The sequence below is a fragment of the Halorubrum rubrum genome, from assembly GCF_024494685.1.
GTDB lineage: Archaea > Halobacteriota > Halobacteria > Halobacteriales > Haloferacaceae > Halorubrum > Halorubrum rubrum.
In genome coordinates, this window is record NZ_JANHDM010000007.1 from 71,050 (window position 1) to 90,530 (window position 19,481).

Genomic DNA, 19,481 nt, shown 5'->3' on the forward strand with positions numbered 1-19,481 from the left:
CTTATGCTTCGAATCGGTACGGTGGCGTACGGGCCGACGGACGTTCGTGAGGCGACGGTCGACGGCCGGGGGTGACCGCCGGCCGGCGGCGACGCGGTTCCGCCCGGTGTCGCTCGTCTCCCCTGGTCAGGTCGCCTCGTTCGACGCGTCGGGGCCGGATCCGAACGGGCGCTGCTTCACGAGATGACGTCGGAGGTATCGGTAGACGGGATAGAGGTAGTCCTCGATGCGGCCCGAGACGTCGCTCGTCCCCGCGTACACCAACACGGGGACGTCCGCCCCCCGAGCCAGCGTGATGACCCGATCGGGGGTACTCCCGAACACCCACCGCCGGAGTCGACGGTCGCGGGTCGCGCCGATCAACAAGAGCCCCCCGTTCCGCTCCGCGGTCGAGACCAACCCCTCCGCGATCGTCTCGGCGGTCACGTTGTGGACCGAGACGGACTCGACGTCGGTGAGGGCGCCGACCGTCCGTTCGACGGGCTCGGCGCTCCCGTCGCGTTGCGGGTCGATGCTGATGACGTGGATCTCCGCGCCCTCGCTTCCCAGACGGTTGATGAACGGCAGCAACGCCGTGTGGTGTGGCCCCCCGCCCGCGCCGAGGTTGATCGTCGTGAGATCGTCGATCGCGTCGACGTTGCTCGTGAAGAACACGTCGCAGGGGGCCTCGTACTCGACGGTCTCGGCGATGTCCTGGTGCTCCTCCGGGTATCCCATCAGGATGCGGTCGGCCCCGTCGTCGCGGGCGGTCTGGAGGATGTCGAACGCGACGTCCTGACAGACGTGGCCCTCGACCGTGTACTCGACGCCGATCTCCGCGTCGGCGTCGCGGAGCAGGTCGTCGATCCGCTCGATCCGATCCTGGGCCGTCTCGCGGACCATCTCGTTCGGCGTCTGTTCAGGGATGTGCGTGACGTTCAACACCTGGACGACCGGTTCGCGGTCGGTCCCTCTCGCTATCCGCTCGGCGAGTTTGACGTACGGCACGACGCGATTCGGGCGCGCCACGGAGACGAGGATCCGAAACCGGCCGTCGCCCGTCTCGTCTCCGTTCGTCGTCGCCCCGCTCTCCGCGGGCGGCTCCTCGCCGCTGGCTCTCATCGGAATGTGCGGCGAGACGACCTCCTCGACGAGCTCCTCGACGTGTGGTGCCCCGCCCCAGACGAGATACGCGGCGAGGAGACCGAGCACGACCAGGACGCCGATGCCGACGCCGACGGGCGGGAGGTTCGATATCAACGCGAGGTTCGCCAGGATCCCGACGATCGGTAACGCCGGCACGAGCGGCATCCGGAAGCCGCGTTCGATCTCCGGGAACTTCCGGCGCGAGTAGACGAGCGTGGCGTTGACGACGGCGAGCGGGACGAGGAGATTGAACGTGGCGAACCCGGTGAGCGGGTTGAGTCCGAGCACCCCGACGCCGAGCAGGCCGTGTTCGGAGAGCAGGGTGATGAACACGACGATGAGCGCGACGATGGTCCCGATCACGGCCGAGACGCTCCAGAACGGGGTCCGGTAGTCGGGGTGGATGCGAGCGAACCGACGCGGCCCGTGTCCCTGTCGGCCCATCAGCGACCCGATGCCGCTGGCGGCGAGGATGGAGGCGTTCGAGGCCGACACCATCGAGAAGACCGCGCCGGCGACGATGAGGAGCTGCCCCCACGGGCCGAGAAACGACGCCGCGACGGTTCCCATCGCGGTTTCGCCCTGCGCGAGCACCTCGCGAGCCACCGGCGCGTTCACCATCGCCACGATGACCAGCGCGTAGAGCACCGTGACGGTGAGGATGCTCGCGCCGATCGCGCGGGGAACGGTCCGACGCGGTTCGATGATCTCGCCGGCGCTCGCCGCGATGGCGGAGAAGCCGAAGAAGGTGATGAACGCGAGCGCGGCCACGGAGACGATCCCGACGGGCTCCGCCTGGAACCCGGTCGCGAACGTCGTCGCGGCGTCGCCGGCACCGACGAAGAGGATCGCCCCGGCGACGAACACGAACAGGACGCCGACCTTCGCGCTCGTCACGATCAGCTGGAAGAGTCCGGACTCCTCGGTCCCCCGCGCGTTGAGGACGCCGAGGACCACCGCCGTGAGCACGCCCACGGTGCCGTGGGGGAGCACCTGGAGCGACTCGGGGAGGACGAACCTGAAGAACCACTCGTCCATCGTGGCGAGGTAGAACGCCGTCGTTCCGCTGTATCCGAGGAACAGCGATATCCCGACCCCGTACTTCAAGCGGTCGAACTCCTCGAAGGTGCGCGAACAGAAGAGATATCCCCCGCCGTTCTCGGAGTATACCGAGGCGAACTCGGAGTAGGCCGCGGCGGTGATGCCCGCGACGACGGCGGCGAGCACGAACGCGATGACGGCGCTGGAGCCGATGCGGTAGACGGCGGTCCCGGACAGCGAGAAGATGCCCGCCGCGATCATCGTCCCCAGCCCGATGGCGAAAGCCACCTTGAAATCCAGCGTTCGTGTGTGCTCTACCATGCGCCCCACCGCGTCTTTCGAGCGTAAAAAACGGCGGGGTTCGATCCCCCGTCGAGGGAATCCGTCCGTCTCACCGTCGGCCCGTACCCCCGCCCGACGGTCCGCCGAACCCCTCCGCCCGACGGCCCGCCGAAACCCTGCCCGCAGCACGCCCGTCCCGCCGGTCGTAACGCCTACCACCCGTGGCCGCGAGGGGTCGGTATGAACGCACGCGACCTGATGGTCGAGGACGTGAAGACGGTCTCCCCGGACGCCGACGTGAGCGACGTCTTCCACAAGTTCGCTCGCAACCCGTTCTCCGGGTTCCCGGTCGTCGACGAGGACGGCCGGGTCGTCGGCGTCGTCACCGAGTCCGACCTCGTCGATCTGTTCGAACCCGAAGAGGAGACGCTGTGGATCCCGATCGGGCTCCCGCCGTTCGTCGACACCCTCACGTATCAGGTGAAACCGCCGTGGGGGGACCTCGATCTGGGGATCGACCTCGTCCGCAACGCGGACCGCCCCATCTCGGAGGTGATGACCGCCGACCCCGCGACGATCACGCCGCAAACCGATGTCGAGGAGGTGCTCGACCTCCTCTCGGGGGACGATCCGGACATCAACCGCCTGCCCGTGGTCGACGACGACGGCGTTCTGGTCGGGCTCGTCGCGCGTCAGGACGTGATCCGCGCGTTCCGGGACGAGCGACTCTGAGGAGCGGTCGTCCGCCCCGTAGACGGCTCGCGGACGCGTCACCTCACTCGAGTTCCAACCGGGTGAGCTCCGCCTCGACGCCCTCGACGAACGCGCCCTGCCCGCCGACGGAGACCGGCCCCTCGTCGGTCTCGATAGTGAGCGAGTTCTCGACGGGGAACTCGTTGTTCGTCGGTTCGACCATCGCCTGCTTGACCGAGCGGACGCGACCGCTCACCTCCACCGGCTCGGCGTCCTCGTCGATCCACCTGCCCGCGACCGTCGCGCGGACGGCGTCACCCTCTCGACGGTGAAGCGTGGCCTGAAACACCGCGTGTCTGAAGTCCTCGTACTCGGCCGGGAGCGCGGCCGGACCGGAGAGCGACACCTCGGTCGCGGCGGGCCAGTAGTTCCCCAGGAACGCCCCCACGATGACGGGCGAGAGCTGCTCTTGGGCGAAGACGATCGCCTGCCGGTCGGAGTCGGACCGCCGCAACAGCTCGGGTGGCGCGATCAGCCCCCTCCCGGTGTCGATCGTCAGGATCGTCGGCATCGCCTCGCCCCAGGTCCGGACGACGCTCGCGATCCCCCCGAGGTCCGGATCGATCCCCGCCGTCTCCCCGAGCGCGTCGCGAACTCCGACGGCGTCCTCGACGTCCGTGACGACGAGCAGTACGAGGACGCCGCGGTCGACCGCGTCCGCCAGCGCGCCCCGGACCGCGGTGAGGTGCTTCGCGGGAAGCGACAGCGTCAGCTCCGCGTCGGCCCCCTCGAGAAGCGACCGGATCCGCTTGATCACGGTGACGCGCGATTTGACCACCTCGAACTGTTCCGTCTCGCGCTCCGCCCGCGAGTACCGCTCCTCGAGGCCGGGTCGGATCGCGTCCGCGTCCGACCGGAGCCGCTCTATCACCTCTTCGGGGGGGTTCGCGCGGATCGTCGTCGGCACGGCGTGGTCGTGGACCTCGACGAACCCGCGGTCGGCGAGCGACTCGCTCACGCTGTACACGTAGCGTTTCGAGACGCCGGCGGCGTCGGCGACGGTGCTGGCTTTCGCCTCGCCGTACTCGAGCAGAGTGAGGTACGTGTCGGTCTCCTTCTCGGAGAGGCCGAATCGACGGAGGAGGTCGGCGAGCGTTCGGTCGTCCATACCTGGGACGGGGCGACGCGGCACTTATACCGGTCGGTGGCGGGAGCGTTCGAACCTCTCACGCGAGGACGGCGACGCTCTCCACGACGAGTTCCTCGTCGACGCGCTCGTCCGCGAACAGATCCCGGTCGACCCGGTCCGGCACCGCGACGGTCGCCGGCGCGTCCGCGAAGTTCACCACGACGAGCAGCCTGGCGGCGGCGGTTCCCTCGATCCCCTCCCCGTCGACCGTCCGCTCGTAGGCGGTCACCCGGTCCGGATCGCCGCCGACGACCTCGACCGCCGCGCGACCGGCCGCGAAGTCGACCGTCCGCGACCGAAGCGCGGGCTCGGCGTCCCGGAGCGCCGAGAGCCGACGGTGGTACGCGGTGAGCGCGTTGTCCCCGTCGTGCCACCGGAGCGGTCCGCGGGTCGTCTCGTTGCCGCGTTCCTGGCCCGCGTACACCATCGGCGCGCCGGGGAGCGTGAACGTCGCCGCGGCCGCCGCGCGTAGCGCCCCCTCGCCGTGGGACGCGAGGTAGCGGTCCTCGTCGTGGTTCTCGACGTACCGCAGCTGCGCGCTCGGATCGCCGAAGCCGAGCCACCGCGCGCGGTCGAACGCGTCAGCCAGGGCGTCGGCCGACTCCCGTCCCGCGCCGACCGCGTTCAGCGTCCCGTACAGCGAGGTGTCGTAGTGGAGGTCGAACTCGCCCTCGCCGTAGAAGGGGTCGTGGGGAAGCGTCTCGTCGAGGAGCAGGAAGTCCTCCGGGACGCGGTCGGCGACCTCCTTCCAGAACCCGTGCGGGACGCCCCAGGCCACGTCCGCGCGGAACCCGTCGACGACGGCCGCCCACTCGTCGACGACGGACAGCATCCACGCCCGGACGGCCGGGTCGTCGTAGTTCAGGTTCGGGATCCGCTCCCAGTCGAAACGGTACTCGGGGACGTCGCCGGCGGGAAGCGCCGCCCAGTCGACCCCCGCCACGTCGACCGCGGCGTCGGCCCGACGGTAGCGGTCGGCGTAGGCCGGGACGCCGGCCGAGTGGAGCTGGAACGCCGGGTGGTCGCGGGAGGTGTGGTTGATCACCAGATCGAAGACGACCCGGATCCCGGCGTCGTGGCAGGCGTCGACCAGCGACTCGAACGCCGCCCGCGACCCGAGGTCGTCGGCCGTCTCGAAGTAGTCGGTGACGTGGTAGCCGTGCTCGGTCGGCGAGGCGAGCACGGGCGTCAGCCAGAGCGCGTCGATCCCGAGGCCCTCCAGGTACTCGACCCTGCGTTCGATCTCCCGGAACGTCGTCGGGAGCGTGTCGCCGGCGAAGGAGCGGACGTACGCCTCGTACACCGTCGGCGACTCGGCCCACGCCGGCCGGGCGTGCGGGTCGGCGGCCGTCGGCTCCCCGTCGGCGTCGCGACCGAGCCGCAGGGTCGCCGCCGCGCCGTGCCGCTCCGCGTGCGGGACGGCGTGGATCCGGAGCCCGCCGTCGTCCGTTCCGGTCTCGTCGCCGGCCGCCCCGCTCGCCTCGAGCTCGTCGAGCGGAACCGACAGCGTGTGCCCCTCCGCACGCCCCTCGATCCGTTCGACGGCCTCGGGGTCCGCGTCCCGGTCGTCGACCAGAAAGGTCACCTCCACGTCCTCGGGACCCGTCTCCGAGTCCGGCGGGACGCTGACGTCGGCGGTCACGACGAGGCGGCGTGCGGCGTCGCCGCCGCCGGTCTCGTCGCCGCTCCCGTCCTCAACCCGCCAGTCGAGCGAGAGCCGGGGACGGCCCGGTCCCGCGACCGCGTGGACCACGCGGCGTTCGTTGGCGCGGTCGTCGTTGGCGACCACCCCGACGCCGTGACGGCCCGGCGGGACGCGGGTCCGGTAGACCCACTCGTCGCCCTCGCGCGTCGGTCGGTCGCGCGCCAGCAGCCGGTCGTTGTGCCGCCACAGCAGCGAGACCCGATCGACCGCGTCGTCGTCGACCGGCAGGTCGCTCGCCGGCACGCGGATCGTCGTCTCGCGACGCTCGTCCGGGAAGACCCGGACGCGCTGGCGGTGCGTCCCGTCGGGAGCGTCGAGTCGCAGGACGTACGTTCCCGGCGCGTCCGGAGCGAGGTGGACGACCGGGTCGTCGGGGCGGCCGGTCTCGCCGGGCTCGAGGACGGCCGCGTGCCGTTCGTCGGGGTCGCGGTCGGCGGGTGCCTCGAGCAGGCTCCACTCGTAGCGTGCCGACGGGTCCGGGTCGCGTGGGGCCAACTCGACCGGCCGCCCGACGCTCGTCGCCCGCGGCGGGCCGGGCTCGTGCATACCCCTCACCCGAGCACGGACGCGCTTGAACGTTTCCGACACGAAAAACCGTGATTGATAATTTCACCAAAGATTCATTCCCGTTCGGCACGTCCCGGCGACCGATGCAACTACGCGACGCGCTCGACGACTACAAGCGACACGCGGGCCACGAGCGGCTCTTCGCGGGTGAGCGACGCACCGTCGAGGGCCGGTTCACGGGCGGTGACGGCCGGCTCGTCCACGTCGCGCTCGACGGGGGGCTCCGTGACTTCGGGTACCCGCTCACCGGAAAGAGCGGGCTCACCCGCTCGCGGTTCGGCCTCGCCCTCGCCGGCGACGTGACCTGGTTCGAGGCCTCCCGCTCGCGACAGCGCTACGTCGACGACGCGCCGCTCGTCGAGACGGTCCACGAGACCGACCGCGCGACCGTGCGCCGGTACGACCTCGCGGTCGGCGACGCCCACCTCACGCGCGCGACCGTCGACCCCGCCCCGGACGCCGGCGTCGACGTCGAGGACCTCGCGCTCGTCGCGTACGCGGCGTTCGCCCCCGACGGGCGCGACGAGCGCGTGGGGCAGCTCCGCTACGACGACGCGGTCGAGGTGTACCACGCCGACGAACACGACTTCCTGGCGAGCGCAACCGGCCTCGCCGACCGCCGCGGCCAGCTCCCGCCCACGTTCCCCGAGGTCCTCGACGACGCGCCGATGGACCTCCCCCGCGACCGCGACGCGGCCCGCTACGACGAGGAGCGGCTCTCCGGGGAGATCGTCGTCGAGGCTCCCTTCGAGGACGGCGCGACGACTCTCGGCACGCTGCTTTCGGACCGCTCGGAGACGACTCGCGAGGAGGCCCGGAGCCGCCTCGACACGCTGTTCGCGGAGTTCGACTCCCCGGAGGCGCTGGCGGCCGCGGCCGCCGACACGACCCCGACGGTGCCCGCCTCCGTCCCGGAACGCGAGTCGGTCGTCGCGGACCTGCGGGTGCTGTCGTTTCTGTCCGCCGAGACGGGGTTACGGATCGCCGGGCCGGACTTCGACCCGCACTACCAGCACTCGGGCGGGTACGGCTACACCTGGTTCCGCGACGACGCCGAGATCGCGACGTTCCTCCTCGAGTCCGACGACCGGCTCGGGCTGGGGCTCGACGACTGGCACGCCCGCTCGGCCGCGATGTACGTCGAGACCCAGCGCCCCGACGGCTCCTGGCCCCATCGGGTGTGGCCGCGAAACGGGTCGCTCGCGCCCGGCTGGGCGAACGCGCGCATCGAGGACGGCCCCGACGTCGACTACCAGGCCGACCAGACCGGCAGCGTCATCGCCTTCCTCGCGCGGGCGAGAGGGGCGGAGGTCGAGGTCGACGGGCTCGACGCGACGCTCGTCGACGCGCTCGCGAGCCTCGACTCGACGCTCGCGGACGACGGCCGCCCGGTGCCCTGTCAGAACGCCTGGGAGGACTCGATCGGCCGGTTCACGCACACGACGGCGACGTTCCTCGAGGCGTACGGCGCGCTGGCGCGCCACGGCGAGGGGCTCGCCGACGACGACCGGTTCGACGCGGACCCCGCCGGCCACGCCCGCGACCGCGCCCGCGAGGTGTACGACGCGCTCGACGACCTCTGGCTCCCCGACCGCGGCTGTTACGCGCTCCGCGAGACGGTCCACGGCGACCTCGACGACCGGCTCGACTCCGCGACGCTCGCGCTCGCGAGCGCGCACCGTACGTACGACGCGCTCGGGGGCCCGAAATCCGACGCGGGTGGCGCGGTCGACGACGAGCGGCTCGACCGGCTGGTCTCACACGTCGATCGCGTCGTCGACGGGCTGACCCGCGAGACGGACGGGATATCGGGGCTGTTCCGCTACGAGGGCGACGGCTGGCGGCGCGGCGACCAGCCCGCGGAGAAGGTGTGGACTGTCTCGACCGCGTGGGGCGCACACGCCTGCGGGGAGCTCTCGACGCTGCTCGACGCCCACGACGACCCGCGGGCCGAGCGGTTCGCCGAGCGCGCCCGCGACCTGCTCGGGCTCGTCTCGCCGGACGGATCGCTGTGTGAGCCGACCGGGTATCTCCCCGAACAGTTCTTCGACGACGGGACGCCAGACAGCGCCACGCCGCTCGGGTGGCCCCACGCCATCCGGCTGGCGACGGTCGGACTGCTCGACGAACACGACATGCTGGCGGCCGAGCCCGTTCCCGCCGACGACTGACCGATCCTGGGACTCTGCGGTGGCGCGCCGGTGAGCGGGTGCGGCAGCACCCGCGAACCCGATCGCGAGGTCGCCGGCGGCTTCGCCGCCGGCTGCCAGAGAATCTTTGATTCTCGCTGGACGCTGCGAGCGCGTGGAACGCGCGAGCAGCAGCGAGGCACTACGCGCCTCTGGCAGCCGGACGTAGTCCGGCGACGATGTTGGGGAGGTGTGCGGGGCGGGGCGGTGCGGGGTGGGACTCAAAGGGGCAGCCGCGAGGACGCCGCACGCTCGCTGTGCTCCTCGGTCGTTCGCTTCGCTCACTCCCTGTGGTGCTTACATCGCCTGCGGCGTCCTCGCGGCTGGGGCTTTGATGAGGTTCACCGTAATAAATCGACCGCACCGAACCGCCTACCGCCACTCCTCGCGCGGCACGCAGTCGGCCGCCCGCACCGTGATCCATCGGGTCGTCCGCTCGTCGGGGTCCCGATCCGCCTCGAAGAACGTCACCTCGGCGTCCGGGGACTCCTCATCCGCCGCCGACCGGCAGACGATCTCCGGCTCGCCGCGAACACGCATCGGTGACGTGGACATACATGATAGTTCATGTTCCATCGGATAATAGCTGTTGGTTCGTCTCCATCGGAGCGGATCGGCCGACTGATCCGCTGGAACCACGCTATTCGATGGAAGACTGATCGAACGTCCGATTTCGATCCCTACAGACGGACCGGAACGCCCCGTTCGTGGAGATACTCCTTCGTCTCCTCGATGGAGTAGTCGCCGAAGTGGAAGATGGACGCGGCGAGCCCGGCGTCGGCGTTCGCCTCGGTGAACACCTCGTACATGTCCTCGGGGCCGCCACAACCCGAGGAGGCGATGACGGGCGTGGAGACGGCCTCGCACACCGCCGTCATCAGCGGGATGTCGTACCCGTCCTTCGTGCCGTCCATGTCGATGGAGTTGACGAACAGCTCGCCCGCGCCGCGCTCCTCGGCCTCCTTCGCCCACGAGACCGCGTCGATGCCGGTGCCCTCGCGGCCGCCCTTCTTCGTGCACTCGAACCACACCTCCTCGCCGTCGTCGTCCTCGTAGAAGTGGTCGCCGGCGTCGTCGTATCGGCGTCGAGCGTCCACGGAGATGACGATACACTGGGAGCCGAACGCGGCCGCGCCCTCCTCGATGAGCTCGGGTCGCTCCAGGGCTCCGGTCGTGATGGACACCTTGTCCGCGCCCGCACGAAGCGTCTCCTTGACGTCCGCTTTCGTCCGGATGCCGCCGCCGACCGTGAGCGGGATGAAACACTCGTCCGCGACCGCGTTCACCACGTCGAGCATCGTCTCGCGCCCCTCGGCGCTGGCGGTGATGTCGAGGAAGACGAACTCGTCCGCGCCGGCGGCGTTGTACTTCTTCGCCAGCTCGACCGGGTCGCCGGTGTACTCTAAGTTCTCGAAGTTGACCCCCGTGTAGACGGCGGCGTCGCCGTCGTCGTCGAGGTCGACGTCGATACAGGGGATGATCCGCTTCGTGAGTCCCATTCGTTGGCGGACGTTGGCGGCGGCGGGAATTAAAAGCCGCGGGGACGGAATCGACTCTCGCCCGTCGATCGCGTGCCTCACTCGCGCGCGTCGTACCGGGCCACCGCGCGGTCCGCGCGTGTCGAGATGCCGTTGGGGTTTCGCGCGGGGGTCCGGTCCCGTGCTCGCGCGACCAGCCCGTCGGAGCCGCCGGCGACGATCCCGGCCACCACGTCGCGGCCGTTCGCGACCCACCCCGACGGCGTGCCCTCGCCGCGGACCACGTCGCGGGCGACCGACGCCGCGTCCGTGACCGCGTGCTTTCCGGTTCGAACCAGCGTCGTCGGGCGGATCCCGTAGTTCTTGGCGAGCCGGTACGCGAGCGCCCGGTACTTCCAGCCCCACTCGCGGGCGGTCCGGCCGCCGTCGGCCGCGGTCGGGCTCGGCGGCTCCTCGACGACCGCGACCTCCGAGCGCCAGACGACCTCGCGCTCCATCCGTGCGAGCCGGTGGGAGGCGTCCCGCGCGCCGCCGATCCGGAGGTACTCGTCGAAGCCGTCGAGGTCCCGCAGCGCCTCCCGCCGGAACGCGACGTTCCCGCCCGCGAAGTACGTCACCTCCCGACCCGCGATCCGACGGCGCTCCGAGCCGTCGTCGCCTCGGTCGCTCCCTCCGTCGCCGTCCTCGGCCTCCCGGTCGTCACCGTCGGTCCTCGACCCGTTCTTGCGGACCGGCCCGGTCACCACGTCGGCGCGATCGAGCCCCTCGCGGACGCCCTCGAGCCACGGCTCGCCGATCCGGTTGTCGTAATCGACCAGCGCGACCGCGTCGCCGTTCGCCACCTCGATGCCGGCGTTGCGGGCGACGTTGACGGTCCGGTCCGAGATCTCCACGAGCACGTCGACGTCGTCGCGGTCGCGCACCATCCCCGTCGTGCCGTCGGCGGACGGGCCGTTGACGACGATCACCTCCGTGTCGGGCGCGTGCGCCGCCAGCGCGTCGAGGCAGGCGGCCAACCGGTCCCGGCCGTTGAGCGTCGGGACGACGACCGACAGGTCCATACGCGTGTCCATCGGGCCGAGGATAAAAAAGGGCTCCGTGGTGAGACGGCGGGTTCGCGCGGCGGAATCGAGCTAGACCGTCAGGAAGTAGACCTGCTTGCGGGCGTCCTTGAAGCTGTAGCGTGAGTCGACGAGCTCCTCCTCCTCCAGGCGATTGAGCGCGTAGCGGACGGTGCGGTCGGGTAAAAGCGACTCCTCGGCGAGGCCGCCCTGCGAGAGCGGGGCGTCGCCCTCCAGGACCTTCGCGACGAGCTTGGCGCTCGGCGGGAGTTCGCGCAGACGCTCGCGGTATTCGTTCTCGGTGAGACGGTCCTGATCGGCTGACCCCACGGGACTGGTACTCATACGTCCGGAAAAATCCGCGATCGGTGGTAAAGGTTGGCTACATATGGAGGTATACGATCGTTATTATATAAGGTGTTAATATCACGGTCGCCGTCGTTCTCCCGGACGGCGCGGGCGAGCACCCCGACGGCGCGAACGGCCCTGACGACGCGATCGTTTCCGACGATCGGGACGATCGCCGGCGACGCGTATCCAGTACGGTTTTGGTCGTTCGGCGTCCACCGGAGACAACGTGAAGGGTCAGGACTGGTATCAGGCCGACGAGGTCGCCGAGGAGTACGAGGACCTCCGTTTTTCGGGCGGCGGGGCGCTCATCGACCGACGCGAGAAGGAGGCGGTGCTCTCCGCGCTCGGACCGATCGACGACGGCCACCGGGTGTTGGAGGTCGCCTGCGGGACCGGTCGGTTCACGACCATGCTCGCGGACCGTGGGGCGGACGTCGTCGGACTCGACATCTCCAGGGAGATGCTCGAGCAGGGCCGCGAGAACGCGGCCGAGGCGAACGTCTCGGACACCGTCGAGTTCCTCCGTGGAGACGCCTCGAGACTGCCGTTTCCGGACGACCATTTCGACTCGGTGGTCGCGATGCGCTTTTTCCACCTGATGGAGGAGCCGCTCCAGTTCATGCGGGAGCTTCGCCGGGTGAGCAGCGATCAGGTGTTCTTCGACACGTTCAACGCCCGCAGCCTCCGGGTGCTGTACACGTGGCTGCTCCCGATGGGTTCGCGACTCTACTCGGAACGACAGGTCGCCGACCTCCTCGGAGAGGCCGACATGTCCCTCGCGGGCGAGGAACACGATTTCGTGTTGCCCTACGGCTTCTACCGCGGGCTCCCGAGCGTCGTCGCGAAACCGTTTCGAACCGTCGACGAGCTGATCGGGGACACGGTCCCCGGCGACTACGTCGCGACGGTCTCCTACTGGGACGCCAGAGTCGGAGCCGAGTGAGGTCGCGGAGGGAGAAACGGGCGGAACCGTCGCCGCCGGCCCGCCGTTCGGATCGACCCCTACCGATCGACCCACAGACTATACGCGTGACGGTCGTACCTCCCGTCGTTCATGAGCGGCGACGACGAACCGGCGTCTCCGAGACCCGGCCCGGCCGAGGACCGAGACCGCACGCCCCTCTCGGACCGGTACTCCAGCCTCGTCGACCGGTTCGTCCGGGTCGTCGAACTGGCCGCCGCGACGGTGTTCGCACTGCTTTTCGCCGTCGGGGTGTTCGACCTCGTCATCCAGATCGTCGGAGCCGTTCGGAGCGGGGCGATCACCGACCCGCTCGTCGTCATCGGCTTCATCGACACCGGCCTGCTGCTTTTGATCATCGTCGAGGTGTACCAGACGGTGCTCGCGTACGTCAACGAGGACGACACCCGACGGATCGTCAGGCTGGTGATCTACACGGGCGTCATCGCGATGGTGCGGAAGGCGATCATCTTCCGGACCGGCGAGTACACGACCACGCAGGACGCCCTCCTCGCCGCCAGCGCGTACGGCGTCATCATCCTCTCGCTCGTCGCGCTCCTCTGGATCGAGCGCACCGCGTCGGGCGACGCGGCGCTACTGGACGAGTGAGGCGCGCGGGCCTCGTGGGCCCGCTTAGACGTCTTCGTCTATCACTTCGCCGACCGCGAAGTTCGATTTCACTTCCGTCACCTCGATCTTGACGCGCTCGCCGACCTCCGTGTCGGGGACGATGATCACGTACCCGCGCTCGACGCGGGCGATCCCGTCGCCCTGCTTGCCGAGATCCTCGATCTCGACGTACCGCATCTCGCCGGGCTCGACGGGCGGCTGTGGGCCGTCGTTGGCGGACGCGGTCGTACCGTCGCGTTCGGCGGTCTCGCCGTCGGTCCCGCCCCGTTCGATGAGCGCGATCCGGTAGGTCTCGCCCGGCTCGATGGATCCGGTCTCGACCTCGCGGCGCGGTACTTCCACGACGAACTCGCCGTCCTCCTCGCGGACGTCGGCGCTGAACAGACAAAGGAGCTTCTCGGAGATTTCCATGATATACTCCGACCGGTACGTCGAGACCGGCTACTATAGTTGTACCGCCGGACGGCCGCCGCCCTCGCTCCCGGCAACCGCCGCGGGGGGACGAACGCCTTTGTGACGCCCCGCCGAACCGGGCTCCATGCCCGGACCGGAGTTCCGCCACGGAGCCGTCTCGCCCCCGATCGTGACGCCGTTCGACGCCGACGGCGGCGTCGACGCCGACGCGCTCGCGAGCCACACGGAGACGCTCCTGGACGCCGGCCTCGACGGAATGGTCCCCTGCGGGACCACCGGCGAGTTCGCCAGCCTCGACGACGCGGAGTACCGAACCGTGATCGAGACGGTCGTCGAGGCGGTCGAGGGGCGGGTGCCCGTGATCGCCGGCGCGGCGGACACGACCGTCTCGGGCGTGCGCGAACGCCTCGCGTTCGCCGAGTCCGCGGGTGCCGACGCGGGGCTCGTCACGCTCCCCTACTACCACACCTCGACCGATCCCGCGGGCCAGCGGGCGTTCCTCGAGGCCGTCGCCGACGACGCGCCGCTGCCGGTCTTCCTCTACGACATCCCGTCGACGGTCGGCGAGGCGATCGATCCCGACGTGCTCGCCGACCTCGCCCGCCACGACTCGGTCGTCGGCGCGAAGGACACGACCGGCGACGTCTCGGCGGTGGACGCGAAGATCCGCGCGACGCCGGACTCGTTCACCGTCTTCCAGGGCTTCGACTCCCAGCTGTACCCGAGCGTCTCCCTCGGCGTCGACGGAGGGATCCACGCGCTCTCGCAGGTGATTCCGGAGGTGTTCGTCGCAATGGGTGACGCGATCCGCGCCGGCGACGACGACCGCGCGCTGCGGCTCCACCGTCGGGGGATCGTCCCGCTCTTCGACCGGTGCGGCGAGCACGGCTTCGCGCCCGCGACGAAGGTCGCGGCCGCCCACCGCGGATTCATCCCGGACCCGACGGTCCGCCCGCCGCTGACGCTCCCCGACCCGGACGCCCGCGAGGAGATCCGCGACGACGTCGACGCGGCGCTGGACGCGGTGTGAGGAGTTGGAGCCGGCTTCACTTCCCGCCGATCGGCGTCCCGTCCGCCTCCTTCGGCCCCTCGGAGTCGAAGACGACGACGTCGCCGTCGGCCCGCTCGGCGGCGGTCGGGTCGTAGCCGTCCCGCACCGCGATCGCCTCCTCCAGCTCCCGGACCGCCCGCTCCTTGAGCGCCGCCGCCAGCGACTCGGCGTCCGCCCGCGAGATGTCGCGACCCAATCCCTCGCACTCGTGGGCCCGGACCATCCCCTCGCCATCGACCGCCTCGCCCATCGGCTGGCTCGTCCCGCCGAGCGCGACGCTGAAGGGGTAGGTGCGACAGATGAGCGGTCGCGAGTCGTGGACGGTACAGGCTCCCTGGCCGCCGGACTCCTCGTAGAAGGTACAGTCGCCGCAGTCGTCGGTCGCGAGCGCCCACTCGAAAGTCTCGCCCGCGGGCTCGCCGTCCTCGCGCTCGACGAGCCCGTACGGCATGGGGCGAGCCACGTCGCGCCAGTCGTACGCCTCGCCGAAGGCGTCCTCCGCGGCGTCGGCGACCGCGCGGACCTCGTCGGGGAAGACGGTCGCGGTGTGCGGTTCGCGGTCGGGTTCGCCCTCGTCCGCTCCCTCGCCGGCCGGCGCACCTCCCGGCTCGTTGGGGGCGTACCCCGTACAGCAGCCGCCACAGCGCGTACACTCGAAGCCGATGGACTCGATCGCGTCGGCCAGATCGTCGACGTCGAGGTCGCGGGCGCGGTCGAGTTCGGCCTCGAGCGGTTCCATGCACCCGATCGGGCCGCGATCGGGTTAACGTTCCCTCCTCGCGGTCGCACTCGGCGTCTCACGACCGGGCCGGCTCCCCGCCGTCGCGTTGACGATCCGCGCGTGCACGGCGAAGGAGCGAAGTGCGACCGCTCCCTACGGCCCGGTCGTGAGAGAGTACGAGCGGAAGGGACTGCTCGAGCGCGTCGAACGCGAGGCGGCCACGGTCGGCGCGCGGATCCCGGAGGAGATAGAGGTACAGGGGGACCCGATCGACCTCCAGTCGTTCGTCTTCGAGATCAAGCGGCGGGAGACGGTCCCGCCGGGCGAGCGCGACCGCGTCGAGCGGGCGAAGCGGAACCTCCGCCGCGAGCGGCTCGAGCGGCTCGAGCGCATCGAGGGGAACGAGGTGAGCTACGAGCGCGGCGAGGAGCTTGCGGCGTCGATCATCGGGATCGACCGGGCGCTGGAGGCGCTGGAGGGGCTGAACGCGCCCGACCCCGAGACCGAGGCGAAACGCCAGGAGGCGGCCGACCGGAAGCGCTGGATGAGCTTCCTCAAGAAGGCGCTCGGCCGCGAGGACGCCGGCGGCGGCCGCACGCGGTTTTGATCCGTCCGTCGGCCCGCTCCCGGCGCGTCAGTTCCCGGTGAAGTCGATCCGCGAATCGCCGGCGTCGTCGTCGCGGCGGCTCGGCCCGTGCCGGACGAACTCGTAGGCGTCGTCCGCGAGGTACACCGCGTCGCCGTCGACCGTCACGTCGACCCCCTCGAGGACCGCACCCTCACAGGGGCCGAAGTTACAGTAGCCCGTCCCGCCCTCGAAGGTCGCGCCGTGCTTCTGACAGAACACCTCGCCGTTTCGGACGAACGCGCCGTCGTCCTTGTCGAGGCGCACGTCCGTCCAGTGTTGACAGTAGTTCCGGAACGCGGAGACGCCGTCATCGAGCCGGATCAGAATCGCCTCGGCCTCGAGGGAGTCGTCGCCGTCCGCGTCGTCAACGTCGACGCCGCCGTTCGTCTCCACGTCCCCGTTCGTGCCCACGTCGCCCTCGCTCTCGGAGACCGTGTCGGGGTCGACCGGGCGGAGCGTCACGAGAAGCGTGCTGTCCTCCGGCACCTCGTCGAGGGCGGCGATCCGCCGGTCCGCGTCCATACGAACCGGTGGCCTGCGGCCGGTTTGAACGTTGCGCGTTCGAGCCGATCAGACGCCCAGCCACTCGTCGTCGCGGACCTCGTACCCGTTCTCCCGACAGAACTTCGCGGCCTGCCGGCGGACGTCCCGAGAGCCCGGAACGCGCTCCGTCTCGGCCGTCCGCTCGACGATCCAGTCGGCGATCGCGTCGATCCCCTCGTCGTCGTCGTCGCCGTCGACCTCCGCGAGCGCCCGGAACGTCCGCTCGTAGGCCTCGCGCTGTGACCGGCTCGTCTCGGCGTTCGGGAGCCGCGCGACCGCCTCCACGACTCGCTTCATCGCCGCGGCCACCGTCGGTCGCTGGACGCGAGTCCCGACCGCGGCGGGCGAGTCGAACGTCTCCTCGTCCGCGTCCGGGAGAAGCTCCGCGACCGCGTACGCGCCGCCGGTGGACGCTATCTCGCGGTCGCCGACCGCGGAGACGATCTCGGCTCCCGTCGCCGGGAACGGTACCGATTCGAGCGCCGTCTCGAAGGAGGCGAGCGCCGAGGCGTCGACCGGCGGTTCGGCCTCGTCGCCCCGCTCGAGTTCCGTGGCGATCTCGCGCTCGCGCTGGCGTCGCTCCTCGTCGTGGGCCTGCTTGTCCCGGCCGCTCTTGTCGTCTGCCATCCCCGATCTACGGGTTCGAGCCTGATAGTCCTGTGGTCGATGTGACGTGTTCGTTTCGGATCTACCGCGGTACGTCGTCGTAACACGCCGACTCCACGCGCCGGTCGAACAGCCGCGAGAGCAGCGTCGTGAGCGGGCCGGCGGCCCCCTCCCCGTCGCCGTCGACGGCGATCCCGTCGACCGCTCGAACCGGCCGGATCTCCCACGTCGCGTTCGCGAGGAAGACCTCGTCGGCCTCCCGAACCTCGCTCGGGGCGTAGCTCCCCTCCTCGACCGGGATTCCCTCCTCCCCGGCGAGGTCGAGCACTTCCGCCCGCGCGACGCGCGGGACGACCGGGCCGTCGATCGAGGGCGTCTTGAGTCCCTCGCCGTCGGCGAAAAAGAGGGTCGAATCCGCCCCGCCGACGGCGCGCCCGTCGGCGTCGAGAAGCAGCGCCTCGTCCGCGCCCGTCACGCGGAGTTCGAGCCGCGCGAGGACCTCGTTCACCCGAGCGTGGGTCGTCGCGTCCGATGGAACGGCCCGGTCCGGCGTCTTTCGCGTTTTGACGGTCTGGAGGGTCGCCGGGGCGTCGAAGACCGGCTCCGACCCGACGCCGCCCCTCGGAAGCGGGCGCACCATGATGACGACCGTCGGATCGCTCTCGACCCGAGGGTCGAACCGGTCGCCGGACCCACCGGCTCGACCGGATCCGCCCGCCCGGCGGCCGCGGGTGATCGAGATCTCACAGACCGCGTCCGCCAGGTCGTTCGCCGCGAGCGTCTCGTCGATTCGCTCTCGTAGTTCCGCCTTCGGGAGGCCGTGGTCGATCGAGAGCGCCGCACAGCTCCGGGCCAGGCGGTCGGCGTGCCGGTCCCAACGGAACACGCGGCCGCCGTACGCTCGCATCGTCTCGCGAGCCGCGTCGCCGTAGCCGAACCCGCGGTCCTCGACGTGGACCGTCGCCGACTCCGCGGGCACGATCTCGCCGTCGACGTGGTACCGACGGTCCGGCGGGTCGCTCATCCGCGTTGCCGGGCCGGACGGTGGGCCGGAGACACCTCAGAACTCCTTCGCGCGGTCCACCCACTTGGCGGCGCGTTTCTCGCCGATGCTCGCGCCCTCGGCCACGTCGGCGGGGTCGGCGGCCGCGAGGTCCTCGACGGTGTCGATCCCGATCTTCGCGAGCCGCTCGCCGTACGCCGGCCCGATCCCCTTGATCCGGTCGACCGGGTCGCCGTCGGGTTCCTCCGCGGACGAGTCCGCGGCGGTCCCGGCGGCATCGTCGGCGTCGGTTTCGGATCCCTCCTCGTCCTCGACCGTCTCTTCGTCCTCGACCGTCTCCTCGTCCTCGATCGCTTCCTCGTCCTCGATCGCTTCCTCGTCCGCGGATCCCGTCGCGGTGGCGTCGTCGGATCCCGCCGTGTCGGGCTCGTCCTCGCCGAGCCCGTCCTCGGTCTCCTCCTCGTCTTCGGCGATCTCCCGTTCATCCACGACGGGGTCCTCGGTCTCCGAGCCGGCGATTTCGCTCTCGTCGGTCGTTTCGCCCCCGTCACTCGGCTCGCTTTCGTCGGCGTCCCGTTCGACGGTCACCGTCGTCTCCCCGCTCTCGTCGTCGGACGAGCCGCTCCCGAATCCGAGCTTCTCCTTGATCTTCTTCAGCAAGGCCATTAGGGTCCGATACACGCGCCCGATATTTAAAGGCCGGCGACGACCTCGGAAACGAGCGATCGGAGCATCGGTCTCGCCGCGGTTAAGTCGACGCGGGCACACGATCGGTCATGTCGATCCTCGATGCGGTCATGTGGTCCGTACACGTCGGGTTCGCGGTGCTCTGGACGGGAAGCGTGCTGTTCGTCGCGCTCGCCGTGGTTCCGCCGGCGATCCGCGGCGACGTCGGCGGCGACGCGCTCGCCGCGGTGGTCGGCCGGCTCCGCTGGATCACCCGGATCGCGGCGCTCGCGTTCCTCGCCACCGGGGGGCACATGGCGGGGACGCTGTACACCGTCGAGTCGCTGACCGGTACCGGGCGAGGGCACCTCGTGCTCACGATGCTCGCGCTCTGGTTCCTCATCACGGGGCTCGTCGAGGTCGCGAGCGGAAAGCTCCTCGACGGACTCGAAACCGGGAAACTCCGCGAGCCGGCCCGCGACGCGAAGCCGTTCTTCTACGGCGCGGCCGGGCTCTCGGTCGGGCTGATTCTCACGGCGGGGCTGCTGGCGAGCCCGGTCTGACCGTCCCTGCCGCT

The 19,481-nt window shown here is 70.6% G+C and carries 20 protein-coding genes; 7 read left to right on the forward strand and 13 right to left on the reverse strand.

Annotated features, from left to right (window positions below; all coding sequences use genetic code 11):
* Positions 1-126: 126 nt before the first annotated feature.
* Complete coding sequence (locus NO889_RS09110; protein WP_256411947.1) at positions 127-2,487, reverse strand: amino acid permease; 2,361 nt, start codon at positions 2,485-2,487, stop codon at positions 127-129.
* Positions 2,488-2,688: 201 nt separating this feature from the next.
* Here NO889_RS09110 and NO889_RS09115 point away from each other — a divergent pair, with 201 nt between their 5' ends.
* On the forward strand, positions 2,689-3,180 hold the full coding sequence (locus NO889_RS09115) for a CBS domain-containing protein (protein WP_256411948.1): 492 nt from the start codon (positions 2,689-2,691) through the stop codon (positions 3,178-3,180).
* A 43-nt stretch (positions 3,181-3,223) separates the two neighbouring features.
* Here NO889_RS09115 and NO889_RS09120 read toward each other — a convergent pair whose 3' ends face one another.
* Together NO889_RS09120 and NO889_RS09125 are read right to left on the reverse strand one after the other, a co-directional pair.
* Positions 3,224-4,309 (reverse strand): TrmB family transcriptional regulator, encoded by a 1,086-nt coding sequence (locus NO889_RS09120; RefSeq protein WP_256411949.1) that lies wholly within the window; start codon positions 4,307-4,309, stop codon positions 3,224-3,226.
* Positions 4,310-4,367: 58 nt separating this feature from the next.
* Positions 4,368-6,581, reverse strand: coding sequence for an alpha-amylase family glycosyl hydrolase (locus NO889_RS09125; RefSeq protein WP_256411950.1), 2,214 nt, complete (start codon positions 6,579-6,581; stop codon positions 4,368-4,370).
* A 104-nt stretch (positions 6,582-6,685) separates the two neighbouring features.
* On the opposite strand from NO889_RS09125, the gene NO889_RS09130 reads away from it, so the two are divergent.
* Positions 6,686-8,773, forward strand: coding sequence for a DUF7997 domain-containing protein (locus tag NO889_RS09130; protein ID WP_256411951.1), 2,088 nt, complete (start codon positions 6,686-6,688; stop codon positions 8,771-8,773).
* Between the two features lie 390 nt (positions 8,774-9,163).
* Here NO889_RS09130 and NO889_RS09135 read toward each other — a convergent pair whose 3' ends face one another.
* The 4 genes from NO889_RS09135 to NO889_RS09150 all read right to left on the reverse strand — a co-directional run bounded on the left by NO889_RS09135 (position 9,164) and on the right by NO889_RS09150 (position 11,675).
* The gene (locus NO889_RS09135; protein WP_256411952.1) at positions 9,164-9,346 is read right to left on the reverse strand and encodes a DUF7511 domain-containing protein; all 183 of its coding nucleotides are present in this window, start codon (positions 9,344-9,346) and stop codon (positions 9,164-9,166) included.
* A 125-nt stretch (positions 9,347-9,471) separates the two neighbouring features.
* Positions 9,472-10,290, reverse strand: a complete 819-nt coding sequence (gene hisF / locus NO889_RS09140) for an imidazole glycerol phosphate synthase subunit HisF (RefSeq protein WP_256411953.1) — start codon at positions 10,288-10,290, stop codon at positions 9,472-9,474.
* Positions 10,291-10,367: 77 nt separating this feature from the next.
* On the reverse strand, positions 10,368-11,330 hold the full coding sequence (locus NO889_RS09145; RefSeq protein ID WP_256411954.1) for a glycosyltransferase: 963 nt from the start codon (positions 11,328-11,330) through the stop codon (positions 10,368-10,370).
* A 72-nt stretch (positions 11,331-11,402) separates the two neighbouring features.
* Positions 11,403-11,675 carry a MarR family transcriptional regulator gene (locus NO889_RS09150; protein WP_066414065.1) on the reverse strand — a complete coding sequence of 91 codons (273 nt, stop codon included), beginning with the start codon at positions 11,673-11,675 and terminating at the stop codon, positions 11,403-11,405.
* Between the two features lie 232 nt (positions 11,676-11,907).
* Here NO889_RS09150 and NO889_RS09155 point away from each other — a divergent pair, with 232 nt between their 5' ends.
* Complete coding sequence (locus tag NO889_RS09155; RefSeq protein ID WP_256411955.1) at positions 11,908-12,624, forward strand: class I SAM-dependent methyltransferase; 717 nt, start codon at positions 11,908-11,910, stop codon at positions 12,622-12,624.
* A gap of 111 nt (positions 12,625-12,735) precedes the next feature.
* The gene (locus NO889_RS09160; RefSeq protein ID WP_256411956.1) at positions 12,736-13,251 is read left to right on the forward strand and encodes a phosphate-starvation-inducible PsiE family protein; all 516 of its coding nucleotides are present in this window, start codon (positions 12,736-12,738) and stop codon (positions 13,249-13,251) included.
* Between the two features lie 24 nt (positions 13,252-13,275).
* Here the strand turns inward: NO889_RS09160 and NO889_RS09165 are convergent, their stop codons facing one another.
* Complete coding sequence (locus NO889_RS09165; protein WP_256411957.1) at positions 13,276-13,683, reverse strand: TRAM domain-containing protein; 408 nt, start codon at positions 13,681-13,683, stop codon at positions 13,276-13,278.
* A 127-nt stretch (positions 13,684-13,810) separates the two neighbouring features.
* On the opposite strand from NO889_RS09165, the gene NO889_RS09170 reads away from it, so the two are divergent.
* Positions 13,811-14,716 carry a dihydrodipicolinate synthase family protein gene (locus NO889_RS09170; RefSeq protein WP_256411958.1) on the forward strand — a complete coding sequence of 302 codons (906 nt, stop codon included), beginning with the start codon at positions 13,811-13,813 and terminating at the stop codon, positions 14,714-14,716.
* 16 nt (positions 14,717-14,732) lie between these two features.
* Here NO889_RS09170 and NO889_RS09175 read toward each other — a convergent pair whose 3' ends face one another.
* A complete protein-coding gene (locus NO889_RS09175; RefSeq protein WP_256411959.1) occupies positions 14,733-15,476 on the reverse strand; it encodes a YkgJ family cysteine cluster protein in 744 nt (247 codons plus the stop codon).
* A 148-nt stretch (positions 15,477-15,624) separates the two neighbouring features.
* On the opposite strand from NO889_RS09175, the gene NO889_RS09180 reads away from it, so the two are divergent.
* Positions 15,625-16,065: a DUF5788 family protein gene (locus NO889_RS09180; protein WP_256411960.1), complete on the forward strand. Its 441-nt coding sequence runs from the start codon at positions 15,625-15,627 to the stop codon at positions 16,063-16,065.
* Positions 16,066-16,092: 27 nt separating this feature from the next.
* On the opposite strand, the gene NO889_RS09185 is transcribed toward NO889_RS09180, so the two are convergent.
* From NO889_RS09185 to NO889_RS09200, 4 genes are all read right to left on the reverse strand, one after another.
* Positions 16,093-16,608 carry a Rieske (2Fe-2S) protein gene (locus NO889_RS09185; protein ID WP_256411961.1) on the reverse strand — a complete coding sequence of 172 codons (516 nt, stop codon included), beginning with the start codon at positions 16,606-16,608 and terminating at the stop codon, positions 16,093-16,095.
* Between the two features lie 48 nt (positions 16,609-16,656).
* Complete coding sequence (locus tag NO889_RS09190; protein WP_256411962.1) at positions 16,657-17,256, reverse strand: DUF5789 family protein; 600 nt, start codon at positions 17,254-17,256, stop codon at positions 16,657-16,659.
* 61 nt (positions 17,257-17,317) lie between these two features.
* Positions 17,318-18,259, reverse strand: a complete 942-nt coding sequence (locus tag NO889_RS09195; protein ID WP_256411963.1) for an aminotransferase class IV — start codon at positions 18,257-18,259, stop codon at positions 17,318-17,320.
* A 36-nt stretch (positions 18,260-18,295) separates the two neighbouring features.
* Complete coding sequence (locus NO889_RS09200; RefSeq protein WP_256411964.1) at positions 18,296-18,904, reverse strand: helix-hairpin-helix domain-containing protein; 609 nt, start codon at positions 18,902-18,904, stop codon at positions 18,296-18,298.
* 110 nt (positions 18,905-19,014) lie between these two features.
* Here NO889_RS09200 and NO889_RS09205 point away from each other — a divergent pair, with 110 nt between their 5' ends.
* Entirely contained in the window at positions 19,015-19,467 is a 453-nt protein-coding gene (locus tag NO889_RS09205) for a transporter (RefSeq protein ID WP_256411965.1), read from the forward strand.
* Positions 19,468-19,481: the final 14 nt, after the last annotated feature.

Excerpts from the sequence above, each read along its gene's own strand:
- NO889_RS09195 (WP_256411963.1), bottom strand. The coding sequence starts at position 18,259 with ATGAGCGACCCGCCGGACCGTCGGTACCACGTCGACGGCGAGATCGTG.
- NO889_RS09170 (WP_256411958.1), top strand. The coding sequence starts at position 13,811 with ATGCCCGGACCGGAGTTCCGCCACGGAGCCGTCTCGCCCCCGATCGTG.
- NO889_RS09115 (WP_256411948.1), top strand. The coding sequence starts at position 2,689 with ATGAACGCACGCGACCTGATGGTCGAGGACGTGAAGACGGTCTCCCCG.
- NO889_RS09185 (WP_256411961.1), bottom strand. The coding sequence starts at position 16,608 with ATGGACGCGGACCGGCGGATCGCCGCCCTCGACGAGGTGCCGGAGGAC.
- NO889_RS09205 (WP_256411965.1), top strand. The coding sequence starts at position 19,015 with ATGTCGATCCTCGATGCGGTCATGTGGTCCGTACACGTCGGGTTCGCG.
- NO889_RS09125 (WP_256411950.1), bottom strand. The coding sequence starts at position 6,581 with ATGCACGAGCCCGGCCCGCCGCGGGCGACGAGCGTCGGGCGGCCGGTC.
- NO889_RS09160 (WP_256411956.1), top strand. The coding sequence starts at position 12,736 with ATGAGCGGCGACGACGAACCGGCGTCTCCGAGACCCGGCCCGGCCGAG.
- NO889_RS09165 (WP_256411957.1), bottom strand. The coding sequence starts at position 13,683 with ATGGAAATCTCCGAGAAGCTCCTTTGTCTGTTCAGCGCCGACGTCCGC.
- NO889_RS09135 (WP_256411952.1), bottom strand. The coding sequence starts at position 9,346 with ATGTCCACGTCACCGATGCGTGTTCGCGGCGAGCCGGAGATCGTCTGC.
- NO889_RS09175 (WP_256411959.1), bottom strand. The coding sequence starts at position 15,476 with ATGGAACCGCTCGAGGCCGAACTCGACCGCGCCCGCGACCTCGACGTC.
- NO889_RS09130 (WP_256411951.1), top strand. The coding sequence starts at position 6,686 with ATGCAACTACGCGACGCGCTCGACGACTACAAGCGACACGCGGGCCAC.
- NO889_RS09145 (WP_256411954.1), bottom strand. The coding sequence starts at position 11,330 with ATGGACCTGTCGGTCGTCGTCCCGACGCTCAACGGCCGGGACCGGTTG.
- NO889_RS09190 (WP_256411962.1), bottom strand. The coding sequence starts at position 17,256 with ATGGCAGACGACAAGAGCGGCCGGGACAAGCAGGCCCACGACGAGGAG.
- NO889_RS09110 (WP_256411947.1), bottom strand. The coding sequence starts at position 2,487 with ATGGTAGAGCACACACGAACGCTGGATTTCAAGGTGGCTTTCGCCATC.
- NO889_RS09120 (WP_256411949.1), bottom strand. The coding sequence starts at position 4,309 with ATGGACGACCGAACGCTCGCCGACCTCCTCCGTCGATTCGGCCTCTCC.
- NO889_RS09150 (WP_066414065.1), bottom strand. The coding sequence starts at position 11,675 with ATGAGTACCAGTCCCGTGGGGTCAGCCGATCAGGACCGTCTCACCGAG.
- NO889_RS09200 (WP_256411964.1), bottom strand. The coding sequence starts at position 18,904 with ATGGCCTTGCTGAAGAAGATCAAGGAGAAGCTCGGATTCGGGAGCGGC.
- hisF (WP_256411953.1), bottom strand. The coding sequence starts at position 10,290 with ATGGGACTCACGAAGCGGATCATCCCCTGTATCGACGTCGACCTCGAC.